Genomic DNA, 15,404 nt, shown 5'->3' on the forward strand with positions numbered 1-15,404 from the left:
TCCCCCCTTCGTTTTTAACTACATAACCGCTTATTGATACCGCCTGGTGTTGTGCTCCAGCCAGCCGTCAACATGCCTGCCTTGTGGGTCGCGGTGGGTCCAGTGGACCACTCCCCCTTTCGGATTCCATTCATACTCACCATTAAAGCGAACGTGGTCTCCTGGTCTCAATGAATCAAGGCGGGGTGCCAGATCGATATTGTGAGCGATGAGAATAGTGATGCCTGACGGTAGCCTGAGAATAAAACGTTGATGACGACTGCCCTTCAGGTCGTCTGCTAATACCTTAACCACCACACCCGTGCCGCTGACCTGCAGATTGCTCTGGTGATGCTGATAGGCTTGCAGGATAGACGTGCTGTTACCGCTTGGGGCGGATGATGGCTGAAGCTCAACAGTGCTATTGCGGCCCGGGAGCGCACTGCCGGGGAAAACGCTGTAAGCTGTGCCCCCGGCAATGGCAACGATGAGGGCGGAAACAGCCAGCAACTTCGGCATAGCACTGCCGTTGTGTCGCAAGGACAGATGGTTCAAAAAGGTTTTATTCTCCTTCAGGGCTTTGGTCGGCTGGCGCAATATCAACATCCGTGTCCATAGAGCCTGTTATCGCGTAATCGGAATCTGCATATGGAAGGTTGAACCTACATCCACGTCAGAGGTGACCGCCATATGTCCCTGATGCTGCTCGGTAATGATGTAGTAAGAAAATGAGAGATGCTCACCGGTATCAAAACTGTCAGCTTGTTGGGTGGTGCTGAAAAAGGGTTCAAACAGACTCATCTGCTGTTCGTTGGTCAGGCCTGTCCCGTTGTGCTGAATCTTGATCCACATATTGTCGTAACTCTCTGAAAGAATTATCTTTATGATTGGCTCAAAACTCTCACTGACGCTCTTTTTCTGAAGTGCGATACAGGCGTGTCGGAACAGGCTGAGAAACACCTGCTGCAGTTCGGTAATATAACAGGGAACCTGAGGCAGTCCTTTTTCAACCTGCCATTCCAGCTTCACCTGGTTAAACCGGAAACCATCAGAGACCGAGATAACCTCTTTTCCCAGATTGACGGTATGTTCCATCACATCAACGATATCTGCCATCTGTTTTTCTGAATGACGATTGCGGGCAAAGGTCAGCAGGTTATGAATAATTTTGGAAACCTGATCGCCCTTATCCGACATATCATTGTAGATCGATTCCAGCAGCGCTGTTTTGTCGTTACCGCCCTGCTCCAGCGCCAGATGGTTCTCCGCCATAATATTTTTAAACCGTTTCAGGTCCATCAGAATCGCCTGCAACGGGATATTGATATCATGAGCCATAGAGGATGCCAGCTCACCCATAAATGACATTTTATCATTGTGGATCAGCAGGTTTTCGGCGGTGGTCTCTTTAGATACATCGTCCACCAGAATAACAACACCGGGTTCCGGACCGTTCAGGGGGTAGATGGTGATATCAAAATGGGACAGGCTACGCAGACTCTGCTTCAGGTGGATGGTTTTGTTCTGTTCAATCGCTTGCTGAATATGCTCGGGCACCACGGTCATAGTGGGATAGGCTTCCCACAGGGTTTTACCCAGTGCTTTCTGTGCCGGGACGCCGGAGAGTTCCTCAACCCGACGGTTCCACTGGGTGACCCGCCCCTCTTTATCCAGCCCCACCAGCATCAGGGGCATTGAGGTCAGGATATCTTTGATATATGACTCGGATGAACGCAGTTGATTGGCGGTAATCACGTGCTGTGCAACTTCTGATTCCAGCAGATGGTTGCTCTCGATCAGTTTGCTGTTGGACTCCTTAAGCGCTGCCGTACGCTCCTCAACCCGTTGTTCCAGCTCATTTTTAATCAGAGTCAGTTCACGATTGGCGCGGTGCGCACGACGACTGTAGATGAACAGATAGATAGCGGTAATCGACAGAATTATGATCAGGGTGCCGCTGCTGAAATTGGCCAGATGTTGCCACTTGGTTTTACCATTCTCATCTTTAAACCAGTCGATAGCGGCAACCGCCAAGGAGCTCTGCAGGCACAGAGCAAGAATAAATAATGTTTGTTTAATCATATGTGTAATTAACTAATCCTGCTGAATAAGGAAACCTGAATGATTCTGTCAGGGCGGTTGGATAAAGTAACGCAGATACGAACGAGCTTAGCTTCATCTATGCCAGCTTAACCTGACTTTAATTGCGACCTATTCTATAGGATCTGCCGCACATTTCGTCATTAACATCGATAGTTTTTATGAAAAATTCTCTGAACCGTCCATTCATCTGTTTAATCCCCCAAAAACATTCGCTCAAACTGTTTAATATTTTGCTGAATATAATCCAGAAACGCCTGCATCGCCGGGGTTGGATGTTTAGCCTGAGGGTGTACCACACAGAAGCTGCGGCGCAAAGGAAATCCGTCTATCTGAGGAATAATAAGTCGTCCCAGTTCAAGTTCAGAGAGAATGCTCAGCTTGGGCAATACCGCGACTCCCAGGCCGGCGATAACCGAATGCTTTAATGCATCGTTAGAGCCTATCTCCATACTGGGAGGAAAGCGTAACCGCTGTTGCTGACAGTGTTGTTCAAGTGCCAGCCGACTGCCTGACCCCTGCTCACGTACCAGCAGTCCACTACTGAGAAACTGCTGTGGGCTGATCTGAGACTGCTCCAGCAGCGGGTGTCCCTGAGGGACGACCGGAACCAGCTCATTATCCAGAAATGGCAACGATGCGAGGGGTTTATCGGTCGGCACCATCCCCATAATCACCAGATCATCGTTATTTTCATTCAGCCCCTGCAGGGCTGTCGCCCTGTTGACCACTCTGATCCGTACACTGATCAGCGGGTGCAGGTCGAGAAATGCCCGCAACAGGTAAGGCACCATATATTGCGCTGTATTCACGGCCACCAGTTTTAACTCGCCAGCGATGTTGCCTTTCAGCGCCCCCAGATCGGTCTGCAGGTCTGACAGTTCGATAAAAATCGCATTGATACTCTCGTACAAACGTTCGCCCGCTGCGGTACAGAAAAGGCGTCTGCCAACATACTCAAACAGGGGCTGATCCACGCCCTGCTCCAACTGGCGGATCTGGCTGCTAACGGCAGGCTGCGTCAGCCCCAGAAGTTCGCCCGCCTTACTGTAGCTTTGCAGCTCATAGACCGCTTTAAACACCTGAAGCTGACGAAAACTCAGGCGACTGGTCATTTTTTGAATAGACAGTGGCACAAAATCGATCTCATAGGTTTATCTATAAGTAATACCTTATAGATAAACAAAAAAATATCAATTTCTACTTATCAAAGATTGCGACTAGGATTTATTTACACACTTACGGCAACGAGCCGGAGGCAGAGGAGAGTTTCATGATCAAAAAAGTACTGATCGCCAACCGGGGTGAGATTGCGGTGCGTATCGTCCGCGCTTGTGCCGAGATGGGCATCCGCTCTGTGGCGATTTATACCGAGCCTGACCGTTATGCACTGCATGTCAAACGTGCTGATGAGTCCTATTCTTTGGGTGATGATCCCCTGGCCGGGTATCTTGACCCACGCCGGATCGTCAATATGGCATTGGAAACCGGCTGTGACGCCATCCATCCGGGCTACGGTTTCCTGTCAGAAAATGCTGAATTTGCCCGACTGTGTGAACAGCATGGCGTCGCCTTTATCGGGCCTAAATCTGATGTCATCCACAAGATGGGTGACAAGACCCAGGCGCGTGACTCGATGCGTGCCGCCGGTGTTCCCATCACCCCCGGTTCAGAGGGTAACCTTGCTGATGTCGATGAGGCATTAAAGCTGGCGGATGAGATCGGCTATCCGATCATGATCAAAGCGACCTCCGGTGGTGGTGGCCGCGGTATCCGTCGTTGCGATACACCGCAAGAACTTAAACTGCAATACCCCCGGGTTATCTCCGAAGCGACCAAAGCGTTTGGGTCTGCTGAAGTGTTTATGGAGAAGTGCATAGTTGACCCGCGCCACATTGAGGTGCAGGTGCTGGCTGATAGTCAGGGTAATGTGGTCCACCTGTATGAACGGGACTGTTCAATACAGCGGCGTAACCAGAAGCTTATCGAGATCGCGCCCAGCCCGCAGTTAACCCCGGAACAGCGTCAGTATATTGGTGGTCTTGCTGTTAAAGCGGCGGAGGCTGTTGGTTATGAAAATGCCGGGACTGTAGAGTTTTTGCTGACCGGGAATCAGGTCTACTTTATGGAGATGAATACCCGGGTTCAGGTTGAGCATACCATCACTGAGCAGATTACCGGGGTTGATATAGTCCGCGAACAGCTGCGCATCGCATCGGGTCTGCCACTGAGCTACCGCCAGGAAGATATCTCCTATCGAGGTTATGCCCTGCAGTTCCGGATCAACGCTGAAGACCCGAAAAATGACTTTCTGCCAAGCTTTGGCCGTATCTCTCACTACTATGCGCCGGGTGGCCCCGGTGTGCGTGTTGATACCGCGATCTATACCGGTTACGAGATACCGCCCTACTACGACTCCATGTGTCTGAAGCTGGTGGTCTGGGCGCTGACCTGGGAGGAAGTAATCGCCCGTGGCCAGCGAGCGCTGGATGATATGCGCCTGCACGGTATTAAAACCACAGCGAACTATTACCAACAGATTCTCAAGCATCCTGAATTTCAGGACGCGAATTTTAACACCAGCTTTGTTCCGGAGCATCCAGAGCTGCTGGGCTATTCCGACAAGCGTCATCCCAGTGAGATGGCTCTGGCGGTTGCCGCTGCGATTGCGGCCCATGCGGGCTGGTAACGCGTATTTAAGCGCTTTCATCCGCATCTGATAGCAAAGAAACTAATTTCAGCTGACCGCCGGAGCGGTTGCAGGAGAAACTACAGTGAGTACTGTAAACATGAATCAAGCAAAGAAAATTGAAGTCACCGATGTGATTTTGCGGGATGCCCACCAGTCCCTGATCGCGACCCGTATGCGTACCGAAGATATGTTGCCGATCTGTGAAAAACTGGATCAGGTAGGCTACTGGTCTCTGGAGGTTTGGGGCGGCGCTACCTTTGATGCCTGTGTGCGCTTCCTGAAGGAAGACCCATGGGAGCGTCTGCGCCAACTACGTGCTGCCCTGCCAAACACCCGTCTGCAGATGCTGCTGCGGGGTCAGAACCTGCTCGGTTACCGTCATTATGCAGACGATGTCGTTGAAGCGTTTGTTGCGAAAGCGGCTAAAAACGGTATCGATGTGTTCCGTGTTTTCGACGCGCTGAATGATATCCGCAACCTGGAAACCGCCATGAAAGCGGTGAAAAAAGCGGGTAAGCACGCTCAGGGGACGATCTGCTACACCACCAGTCCGGTGCACACTCCTGAACTGTTTGTAAAGCAGGCGATTGCTATGCGCGATATGGGGGCTGACTCCATCGCTATTAAAGATATGGCGGGATTGCTTACACCTTATGCAACCTATGATCTGGTTGCCGCACTGAAAGCAGAGCTGGACCTGCCGGTTGTGGTTCACAGCCATTCCACTGCTGGACTTGCTCCGCTGTGTCAGTTGAAAGCCATTGAAGCAGGCGCTGATCGCATCGATACAGCGATCTCCTCATTTGCCAATGGCACCAGTCATCCGGCCACTGAAGGTCAGGTAGCCGCTCTGCGGGGGACCGCTTATGATACCGGACTGGATCTTGAGTTGCTGGCTGAGATTGCTGACTACTTCCGTGAAGTCCGTAAGAAATATCATCAGTTTGAAAGCGAGTTCACCCGCGAAGATGTCTCGGTGCAGATCAATCAGGTGCCGGGTGGCATGATGTCCAACCTGGCTAACCAGCTGAAAGAGCAGAATGCACTGGATAAGATCCGGGAGGTGTTCGCTGAGATTCCCCGGGTGCGTAAAGATCTGGGCTACCCTCCTCTGGTTACACCCACTTCACAGATTGTGGGTACACAGGCGGTGTATAACGTGCTGGCGGGCGAGCGCTACAAAACCATCACTAATGAGGTTAAGCGTTACCTGCAGGGTGGTTACGGAGCGGCACCTGCTGAAGTGGATGCGCAACTGCAGAAGAAAGCGATCGGAAATGAAAGTGTTGATGTTGGTCGTCCGGCGGATCTGCTCAAGCCTGAGCTGAACAAACTGCGTGAGGATATCGGTGATCTGGCGTTGACCGAAGAGGATGTTCTCACCTTCGCGATGTTCCCCGATCTGGGACGTGAGTTCCTGCAGCAGCGTGCAGAGGGGACTCTGAAACCCGAGGAGCTATTACCCCCTGATGCCGCTAAAGGCGCAAAACTGGGTCAGGCCGGTGCCTCTGAGTTTAAGATTGAGGTGCATGGTGAGGTCTATGATATCGCGGTTACCGGCGTAGGTGAGTTTGGTAGTGGTAAGCGTAAGATCTACATGTCGATGGACGGTGTGCCGGAAGAGGTAATCTTTGAACCTCAGAACGAGTTTGTTTCCGAAGGTAGCAGTGGTCGTAAACACGCCAGCCAGCCTGGTCATGTCACCACTGCGATGCCAGGCAACATCTTCGAAGTATTGGTTAAGGAGGGCGATGTGGTCGAAGCGGGCCAGGCCATTCTGGTGGCTGAAGCGATGAAGATGGAGATGGAGATTCACGCCAATATCGCCGGTACGGTTAAAGCGATTCACGTGGCCAAAGGTGACCGCGTCACCCCCGGCGAAGTCCTTGCTGAAATCGAATAACGCAATAAGCTGAGAGTCTTGAGCTCTGCGTTATGTAGCGGTTATGGGAGGCAACCCCCATAACCGTATAGTAATACACTACAAAGCTGAGAGAATCTGTGCGTGGATAAAATAGTAAAAGGCGTGATTAACTTCCGGCAGAATGTATACCCGGAACATAAAGACCTGTTTGGCACTCTGGCTGATGGGCAGAGCCCTGATGTATTGTTTGCAACCTGCTCCGACTCACGTATCGATCCTAACCTGCTGACCGGTACGTCGCCCGGCGATCTGTTTATCTGCCGTAACGCAGGTAATATTATTCCGCCCCACAGCAACGAAACCGGCGGCATGACCGCCTCAATTGAGTATGCGGTGGCGGTGCTGGGAGTGCGTCATATTATTATCTGTGGTCACACCGACTGTGGTGCAATCAAAGGGGCTCTGGATCTTAACGCCCTGAATGGTCTGCCCCATGTTAAAGAGTGGCTGGGACACTGCCGTTCGGCGATGGAGATTGTGCGGGAGCGGCACGATATCCCCCATGATCATCCGGTGGGATCAGAGCACCTGAACGAAGCGATTGAAGAAAACGTGCTTCAGCAGGTGCAGCATATCCGCACCCATCCGGTCGTAGCCGCGAAACTGGCGACCGGTAAAGTCGAAGTCCATGGCTGGGTGTACAACATCAAAACCGGCTCCATTCGCTGCTGCAGCCATAATGATATGGTGTTCAGAAGTTTTGATAAGCACTATGCCGATCTGATTGCACAGATCGAGGCTTAAGTTTTCCCTGTTGTTCCTTCCTATGTTTGCGCTTTGCTGGTTTCAGAAAGCGCCTTTTTTTCGCCGGAATTGACTGTTATGGGCATGATTGATTTAACCCATTGCAGCAGCCTGCCCTGCCCTCAGTCGTTTTACCGGACGCTCATCGATAAAGATATGAATCACCGCCGTTAGCAAGGCGATCGCGGCAGCCGCCCACCAGACACTGCTGTAACTACCTGTCTGATCAAACATATAGCCACCAACCCAGACCCCAACGAATGAACCTAGCTGGTGATTAAGAAAAACAATGCCATAGAGCGTCCCCATATGACGCAGACCAAACATCTGCGCCACCAGGCCAGAGGTGGCTGGCACGGTAGCCAGCCAGAGAAACCCGGTGGCAATGGAAAACAGGTATACCGTTGTCGTGCTGATTGGCAGCAGCATAAACAGAGCGATGACCACCGCACGCAGCCCGTAGATTATTCCAAGCAGCTTTTTCTTTGAGTAGCGTCCGGACCAGGAACCAAACAGCAGACAGCCAAATATGTTAAACAGACCGATCAGCGAAAGGCTGGTAACAGCGACCGTAGAATCAAACCCCTGATCGGAAAGAAATGAGGGCATATGCACGGTGATAAAGGCCAGTTGAAAACCACAGACAAAAAAGCCAGCGATCAGTAGCCAGTAATGCAGATGGCTTCCGGCTTCCTGCAGCGCCTCTTTCAGCGGTTGAGGTGAAATTTCTTCAGCCGTTGTTTCTGCTTCATTTACATGGCGAAAGGTTGTGGCCAGAATGATCATCATCAGCGCCCCGCCACTCATCAGTAAAAGTGCAGTCTGCCAGCCATAGAGACTAATAAACGCCTGAGCCACCGGAATCACCATCAACTGTCCTGCAGAACCGGCAGCGGTTCCCAGGCCCAGAGCGAAAGCACATTTTTCCGGTGCGACCATCCTTGCCAGCGCCGGCAGAATAACGCCGAATCCGGTTCCCGCAATACCCATTCCGATCAGAATACCGGCACCGGTGTGCAGACTCCAGACGCTGTCAGTGGTTGCGGTGATATAGATACCCAGGGCATAGAGCAAGGCTCCGATAACCAGTGTCCTGAAGGTTCCAAAACGGTCGGCAAATGCTCCGGTAAACGGCTGAAACAAGCCCCAGCAGAGATTTTGCAGCGCCAGCGAGAAAGCAAATACTTCCCGGCCATAACCAAACTCGGCGGAAATGGGTGCCATAAAAAAACCCATAGAGGAGCGCAGACCAAAATTGATCGCCAGGATCAGGCAGGACGCAACGACAAACAGGCTGAGAAGCTTTACATGGCCGGCATTGGTAGCAGTAGGCATAAGATATATTTCGGCTTGGGTTTAGGGAGGCCGGGAGGCGGTGAGTTAGGACGATTATATAAACAGAGAATCATCAGTGACAGATACAGATTGCGTTCAAAACAGTGTAAAACTGATGGCCAGTTATCTGCTGTAAACCCGATGCAGTAAAAATCCCCTCACCGACTCAAATAAGGGGATTATGTTTTTAACTCAGATACTGCTTGAAAAACTCCAGTGTCCGGCTCCAGGCAAGCTCGGCACTATTTTCATCATAACGGGCTGTCGAATCATTATGGAAACCGTGGTTTACATTTGGGTAGATGTAGGCGGTATAGTCTATCTTTGCCGCTTTCAATGCCGCCTCGTACTCGGGCCAGTAACCATTCACACGGGTATCCAGCCCGGCAAAATGTAGCTGCATTACCGCTTTTATATCAGCCACCGGGCTTTGCGGTGGCGTGCCATAATATGGTACAGCAGCATCGACACTCTCCGGCAACATCGCTGCCAGTTGGTTGGTCAGATAGCCGCCAAAACAGAAACCGACGACTCCCAGTTTATCGGTTGTCAGCTCGTGTGCGGTTAACATCCGTGCGGCGCCCGCAAAGTCTCCCTCTATTTTGTTACGCACCAGGGTTTTCTGCATCGCCCGGCCTTCATCATCGTTACCGGGATATCCTCCCAGGGGATACAGTGCGTCGGGCGCAAACGCGACGAAACCTGCTTTTGCCAGCCGTCGGGCGACATCTTCAATGTACGGATTCAGGCCTCGGTTTTCATGGGCTACCAACACAGCGGCGGCAGGTTTATCACTGCTGACGCCCGTTGGTACGACCAGATATCCCCGCCCTTTTCCATGGCCTTCAGGCGCATCAAATTCAAGATAGCGGGCGTTAATATCCGGGTCGTTGAAGGAAACCTGTTCAGCCAGCGCGTAGTCGGGGATTAATACTCCGGAAATCGTGCTCAGAGTAAGTCCGGCAATTCCCAGTGTAGCGAGACGTGCCATGAAGGTGCGTCGATCAATATCACCATGGGCATATTCGTCGTACCAGTCAAAGGCTTCCTGAGGAATTGTAATATTGGCGCGAGCGTCTTCACCGTTGCGGTTATTCATGTGGCCTCCTGATAGTGTTGCGACCTGCTCTTCTGGTATTGGGTCTTTCTTAACGAATCCAGATGTGTCTAGACAATATAGCCTATGCAGACAGAAACAGAACTTACAAGCAGAACTTACAAACAGAACCTATAAACAGAGCTTACAGGTAGTACCTTCAGGGTTTATTAACGTTTTCAATGCACTCAGCGGTATCCCGCTTTATTCGACGGCTATAGAGAATGTAGATACCGCTGATAACAATCACTAAGGTGCCTGACAGCGTCATCAGGTCGGGTTGTTCGTCAAATATCACTATCCCCAGAATCAGAGCAAAGATGACCCGCGAATAGCGAAAGGGTGCAACGACGGAGATTGAGCCGGAACGCATGGCGATGGTCAGTGCATTGTAGGCGATAACGCCAAACAGGATCGCTGCGGCTATCTGTACCGCCGAGGAGGAATCGATAGCAAAGGTTTTATTTTCGATAAATGACAGGCAGCCGCCTGACGCTATCAGCACCAGAAATCCATAGAAACCCAATTGATAATTGGATAGTTTGGGGGATGCAGCCCGGGTGGCCAGGTCGCGACCGGCGAAGCCCAGTGTGCTGGCCACGGCAAACAGAGAAGCGGGATTAAAGTCCCCCGGACCGGGCCGGACAATCATCAGCACTCCGATAAAGCCGGCAAAGATCGCCAGCCAGTGCGATGCAGAGATCTTTTCATTCATGTAAACCGCCGCCCCCAGCACTACCACCAGGGGGGTTGCCTGAAGTATTGCCGAAGCACTGGAAAGCGGCATTAAGATAATCGCCAGAGCAAAAAATGAGCGACCGATAATCTCGCAGATCACCCGAACCAGCATCGCCTTGCTGAGGATATCCGGCGGTACGGTTGACTCGCCTCTGGACTTCATCAGACAGAGGAATGTCAAAGCGCCACCAACACCAAACGCAAGCACCGCATACCCGAGTGGCACAACGGCAACGGCGCTTTTAATAAACATATCTTCCAGGGAAAATGCTGCCATCGCCAGAAGCATAAAGAAGCACCCTTTCATGTTGTCAGTGGCCTGCGAACTGTTTTTCATCAAGTGTGATTACCTGGCATTGCGATTGTTATCTATGAGAGTATCGGAGAGGAAAAAGCCTGCATGGGGAGACCTGTCGCCACTGATATTTTATCATCAAAGATTAAATTAATGGCGCGTCATGATATAGGGGTAAATAAATAAAGTACGATAGAGACAGAGCGCTGTTGCTGCCGAGTTTAGTTGCAGTGTTTAGCCGCATATTTACGCAAATTTTACGTCCCGATGCTGTTTTCACAATCGAATATTTACAGCAGTTCAGCGGATAATTAAGGTATGGATTCTTGAGGTAGCACTGCAATGATTAAGCTCTTTCGCCCTGTTCTGTATGTTTGCGGGGTATTATCATTGATAATGGCAGCGCTGATGCTGATACCGGCAGGCTATGCCTTTTTCATCAGCCATGATCCGGAAATGATCCCTTTTCTTCTCTCTGCCGGGCTCAGTATTATGCTCGGCATTGTTCTGATTCTGCTGTTCAGGTCTTCATCCTTTACCCTGACATCACGCCAACTCTACCTGCTGACCAGCTCTAGCTGGATGCTGCTGTCGTTTCTTGGCGCGCTGCCCCTGATGCTCTGCCATCACCCGCTTTCACTCTCTGATGCGGTGTTTGAGTCGGTCTCCGGTATTACCACTACCGGCTCTACGGTGTTGAGTGGCTTGCAAGACCTCCCACCCAGCCTGCTGTTGTGGCGCTCGCTGCTGCAATGGGTGGGTGGTCTGGGGGTGATCGGCATGGCGGTGACCATTCTCCCCTTTCTGCGTATCGGTGGTATGCGTCTGTTCCAGACTGAGTCATCGGACTGGGCGGAAAAGTCCCTGCCCCGCTTTCATGAGCTGGCCAGAACGCTGCTGTTCAGTTATCTGCTGATTACCACCCTCTGTGCGGTGAGTTACTGGATTGCCGGGATGAACTCCTTTGATGCGATCAACCACGCGTTCACCACTGTGTCGACCGGCGGCTATGCCACCGATGATCGTTCCATGGGACGATTTGGCCCGATGATTCTCTGGGTTTCAGTCTTCTTTATGCTACTGGGTGGCCTGCCATTCACGCTGTTTATCCGTTTTCTGGTTAACCCCTCCTTCAAAAGCTTGTCGGATCAGCAGGTAAAGGGGTTTTTAATGATTGTCGCCGGGCTGGTTGCAATTCTGACGGCGCAACTGATGATTACCGACACGATGCCGTTTTTTGAAGCGCTGACACACACGGCATTCAATGTCACATCGGTGATCACCACCACCGGTTATGCATCATCTGATTACACTCTCTGGGGGGAGTTTAGTATCGCTCTGTTTTTTATCGTGACCTTTATCGGCGGCTGTTCGGGTTCCACTGCAGGGGGGATGAAAATCTTCCGCTTTCAGCTGTCGTTTTCATTTCTGGGGGATCAGTTCCGCAAGCTGGTTCACCCCCGCGGCGTATTTGCCATCCATTACAATGGCAAGCTGGTGCATGACGATATTATCTTTTCGGCGGTGGCGTTCTCCTTTATGTTCTTTCTGGCGTTGGCCATTACCACCCTGCTACTGACCGCTATCGGCATCGATTTTGTTACCAGCTTTACCGGAGCGGCCACCGCTCTGACCAATGTTGGCCCGGGTCTGGGAGATATTATCGGCCCGGCGGGCAGCTTTGAGCCCCTTCCCGATCTGGGTAAATGGATACTCTCTTTTGCGATGATTCTGGGGCGTTTGGAGTTGCTGACTGTTATAGTGTTATTCTCACCGGTTTTCTGGAAAGGATAACTAAATCATGGGATTACCCAATATTCGAGAACGCTGCCTAGTCTGGACCATGCCCTGGTTAGCGCCGCTGATCGCGACCCTGATCTCCTGGGTATTATCCCCTGTATTGCCGAAAGCAAACTACGCCATGATCTACCTGGCCGGAGTATTGTTAACGGCGGTGACAACCCGGGTAAAACCGGCTCTGGTTTGCGCCGTATTGAGTTTTCTCACCTACAACTTCTTTCATACGGAGCCCCATTTCACCTTTTTTATGGTGCATCAGGAGGATATTCTCACGGTGACCCTGCTGATATTTGTGGCAGTGGTGACCGGACACCTCGCGGCACGGTTGCGGGAAAAAGTGATCGCTCTGGAAGACAGCAGTCGCTGGAATCAGCAGCAGATGCTGCTGGCACAGGAGCTGGCTGGCTGCGTTAACGGGCCTTCAGTAATGAAAACCCTGGCCCAACATCTGACTCAGTGCTTCAGTTTCACAACCCAGACGTACTATCCGGGCAGTGATGAGCTGGCGTCGCTGACCGCTAAATATGGGCTGAGCTCTCCGCATATCACCAGCGCGGCCACCGAGGTTATTTTCAAAGAGGATAAAGCCCGGGTGCTGGTGGCTTTTAATAGTCATCGTGGCTGTATGGGGTTATTGAAAATTGAATCAGATGCGCCGCTGACCTCCTTGCAGCGCTCTGGTCTGGATGGTTTTATCGGACTTGCACGGCTGGCCTGGAGCCGCGTCGTGCTGAGTGAAACCCTGCAGCAGGAGATCACTGTCAAAGAGCGGGAACAGCTCCGCTCCGCACTGCTCTCTTCTATATCCCATGATCTTCGGACTCCGCTGGCAACGATGATCGGTTCTGTCTCCAGTCTGATAGAGCTGCGGGACGCGTTGGATCAGGCACAGCAGGATGAACTGCTACAGAATACTCTCAGTGAGGCTCAGCGACTAAATCGCTATATCCAGAAATTGCTGGATATGACCCGGCTGGGGCATGGCGAACTGACTCTGGATCGCGACTGGGTGGGGCTTGATGATATTCTCAGCGTGGTTATCAAACGCAGTAAGCCTCTGTTGCAGGACGTCACGGTGGATATTAGCCTGCCCCCCGAGATGCCACTTCTCTATGTGCATCCGGCGCTGATTGAGCAGGCACTGTTCAATGTGCTGGAAAATGCGATCCGTTTTGCGCCTCCGGGTACGGCGATCACTGTCAGTGCATTCACTGCGGAGACTCAGCTGCATATCGATATTCACGATGAGGGGCCCGGAATACCACCTGAATCCTGGGACAGTATCTTTGATATGTTTTTTACCATGGCTCACGGCGACCAGTATCCCGCTGGCACAGGGCTGGGGCTGGCGATATGTCAGGGCATTCTGGGCGCTCACGGAGGCAGTGCTTCGGTGTTTGAAAGCGATTCCACTTCGGGCACCACGCTGCGACTGTCCCTGCCCCTTCCTGAAACTCAATTATCCTCAAAGAGCGACGATGATGACACGTATACTGGTGATTGATGACGAACCCCAAATCCGGCGTTTTCTCAATATAAGCCTCAGCTCCCAGGGCTACTCTATTCTGGAAGCGGAGGATGGTGCCAAAGGCCTCAAGGCCGCAGCACTTGACGCGCCGGATATGATTATTCTCGATCTTGGGCTGCCCGACATGGATGGCCAGGAGGTATTAAAAAGCCTGCGGGACTTCTTTAAAGGCCCGGTGATCGTGCTCTCGGTGCGCGACAGTGAACGGGAGAAAGTGATGGCTCTCGACAGCGGCTGCAACGATTATGTCGAAAAACCTTTTGGCGTCAATGAACTGCTGGCTCGCATTCGTGCGGTGTTGCGTACATTTTCCGGTATTGAGGTGCCGCCCACGGGCTATGATGATGGCCGTCTGGTGGTGGATCTGCTCAATCGCCGGGTTGCCCTGAACGGGGACGATGTGCATCTCTCGAAAAAGGAGTTTGAGCTGTTACAGATGCTGATCAGCTATCCGGGGCGTATTCTCACCCAGCAACATCTGTTGCGGGAGATCTGGGGGGCTCACCATACCAAGGACACCCACTACCTGCGTATTTTTATCGGGCGGCTGCGGAGCAAGCTCGAGGATGATCCCACCAACCCACATTATATAGAAACCGAAGCGGGTGTTGGTTATCGCTTCATCGGTATTGAAAAGCAGGGAGAGAGATCAGGTCCTGAAAAATAAGCGCAGAAAAATAGGCTCTGAAGGATACGGAGATATAAGGCAGATAGAAATTAAGACGGGTCAATCAAAATCCAAAATCACTGGGAGAGACCGATGAAGCATAACGCCACCCTGACTGCAGATGAACGGCAGTTGCTGAAAAGGGTTCACCACGGGGATTTTGATAGTGCACCTCTGGTCCCGGTAGTGTTGCAACCGCTCATCTCCAAAGGCCTGATTGAACCGGTCAGATCGATCATGATGCCCATTATGCCCAGCCGTTATCGGTTTCGTCTTACCTCACTCGGCGAACGGCTTCTACAGCAGAAAAAGTGTTAAAAATTATAAACACGCCAGGTACCGGGCTCCCCCATTCAAACCTTAGAGAATCCTTTTGAGATCTCCTGCGATGCTTAACCGATTAACAAAATAAAATAAATATTCAATTTAAAAACAAAACATTACAGAATAATCCTATATTCTAAATTAACTTTTAATAGCTTTTGTTTATTGGGATTCCAGAGGTA

At 51.5% G+C, this 15,404-nt stretch carries 13 protein-coding genes; 7 read left to right on the top strand and 6 right to left on the bottom strand.

Translation table 11 applies throughout. The features are described 5' to 3' along the window. Window positions 1-30 precede the first annotated feature (30 nt). The 3 genes from BMY09_RS13180 to BMY09_RS13190 all read right to left on the bottom strand — a co-directional run bounded on the left by BMY09_RS13180 (window position 31) and on the right by BMY09_RS13190 (window position 3,215). Window positions 31-585, bottom strand: coding sequence for a DUF3465 domain-containing protein (locus BMY09_RS13180; RefSeq protein ID WP_245756582.1), 555 nt, complete (start codon window positions 583-585; stop codon window positions 31-33). Window positions 586-603: 18 nt separating this feature from the next. Next, the gene (locus BMY09_RS13185; protein ID WP_091359000.1) at window positions 604-2,061 is read right to left on the bottom strand and encodes a two-component system sensor histidine kinase NtrB; all 1,458 of its coding nucleotides are present in this window, start codon (window positions 2,059-2,061) and stop codon (window positions 604-606) included. Window positions 2,062-2,273: 212 nt separating this feature from the next. Beyond that, window positions 2,274-3,215, bottom strand: coding sequence for a LysR family transcriptional regulator (locus BMY09_RS13190; RefSeq protein ID WP_091359003.1), 942 nt, complete (start codon window positions 3,213-3,215; stop codon window positions 2,274-2,276). A 137-nt stretch (window positions 3,216-3,352) separates the two neighbouring features. On the opposite strand from BMY09_RS13190, the gene BMY09_RS13195 reads away from it, so the two are divergent. The 3 genes from BMY09_RS13195 to BMY09_RS13205 all read left to right on the top strand — a co-directional run bounded on the left by BMY09_RS13195 (window position 3,353) and on the right by BMY09_RS13205 (window position 7,439). Beyond that, window positions 3,353-4,768, top strand: coding sequence for an acetyl-CoA carboxylase biotin carboxylase subunit (locus BMY09_RS13195; protein WP_091359006.1), 1,416 nt, complete (start codon window positions 3,353-3,355; stop codon window positions 4,766-4,768). 100 nt (window positions 4,769-4,868) lie between these two features. Then, complete coding sequence (oadA, locus tag BMY09_RS13200; protein ID WP_091359010.1) at window positions 4,869-6,674, top strand: sodium-extruding oxaloacetate decarboxylase subunit alpha; 1,806 nt, start codon at window positions 4,869-4,871, stop codon at window positions 6,672-6,674. 102 nt (window positions 6,675-6,776) lie between these two features. Continuing rightward, a complete protein-coding gene (locus BMY09_RS13205) occupies window positions 6,777-7,439 on the top strand; it encodes a carbonic anhydrase (protein ID WP_091359013.1) in 663 nt (220 codons plus the stop codon). Window positions 7,440-7,532: 93 nt separating this feature from the next. Here BMY09_RS13205 and BMY09_RS13210 read toward each other — a convergent pair whose 3' ends face one another. The 3 genes from BMY09_RS13210 to BMY09_RS13220 all read right to left on the bottom strand — a co-directional run bounded on the left by BMY09_RS13210 (window position 7,533) and on the right by BMY09_RS13220 (window position 10,945). Continuing rightward, the gene (locus BMY09_RS13210; RefSeq protein ID WP_091359016.1) at window positions 7,533-8,774 is read right to left on the bottom strand and encodes an MFS transporter; all 1,242 of its coding nucleotides are present in this window, start codon (window positions 8,772-8,774) and stop codon (window positions 7,533-7,535) included. Window positions 8,775-8,961: 187 nt separating this feature from the next. Next, window positions 8,962-9,873: a dienelactone hydrolase family protein gene (locus tag BMY09_RS13215; RefSeq protein WP_091359018.1), complete on the bottom strand. Its 912-nt coding sequence runs from the start codon at window positions 9,871-9,873 to the stop codon at window positions 8,962-8,964. Window positions 9,874-10,030: 157 nt separating this feature from the next. Beyond that, on the bottom strand, window positions 10,031-10,945 hold the full coding sequence (locus tag BMY09_RS13220; RefSeq protein WP_091359021.1) for a DMT family transporter: 915 nt from the start codon (window positions 10,943-10,945) through the stop codon (window positions 10,031-10,033). A gap of 366 nt (window positions 10,946-11,311) precedes the next feature. On the opposite strand from BMY09_RS13220, the gene BMY09_RS13225 reads away from it, so the two are divergent. The 4 genes from BMY09_RS13225 (at window position 11,312) to BMY09_RS13240 (ending at window position 15,216) form a co-directional block, all read left to right on the top strand. Beyond that, complete coding sequence (locus BMY09_RS13225) at window positions 11,312-12,697, top strand: TrkH family potassium uptake protein (RefSeq protein ID WP_245756583.1); 1,386 nt, start codon at window positions 11,312-11,314, stop codon at window positions 12,695-12,697. A gap of 7 nt (window positions 12,698-12,704) precedes the next feature. Further along, a complete protein-coding gene (locus BMY09_RS13230; RefSeq protein ID WP_091359025.1) occupies window positions 12,705-14,207 on the top strand; it encodes a sensor histidine kinase in 1,503 nt (500 codons plus the stop codon). Further along, the gene (locus BMY09_RS13235; RefSeq protein WP_376787864.1) at window positions 14,182-14,898 is read left to right on the top strand and encodes a response regulator; all 717 of its coding nucleotides are present in this window, start codon (window positions 14,182-14,184) and stop codon (window positions 14,896-14,898) included. Before BMY09_RS13230 ends, BMY09_RS13235 begins: the two co-directional genes overlap by 26 nt. A gap of 93 nt (window positions 14,899-14,991) precedes the next feature. Further along, window positions 14,992-15,216, top strand: a complete 225-nt coding sequence (locus BMY09_RS13240) for a hypothetical protein (protein WP_091359030.1) — start codon at window positions 14,992-14,994, stop codon at window positions 15,214-15,216. The last annotated feature ends 188 nt before the right edge of the window (window positions 15,217-15,404 follow it).

Origin of the sequence: Amphritea atlantica (assembly GCF_900111095.1) — a bacterium.
GTDB lineage: Bacteria > Pseudomonadota > Gammaproteobacteria > Pseudomonadales > Balneatricaceae > Amphritea > Amphritea atlantica.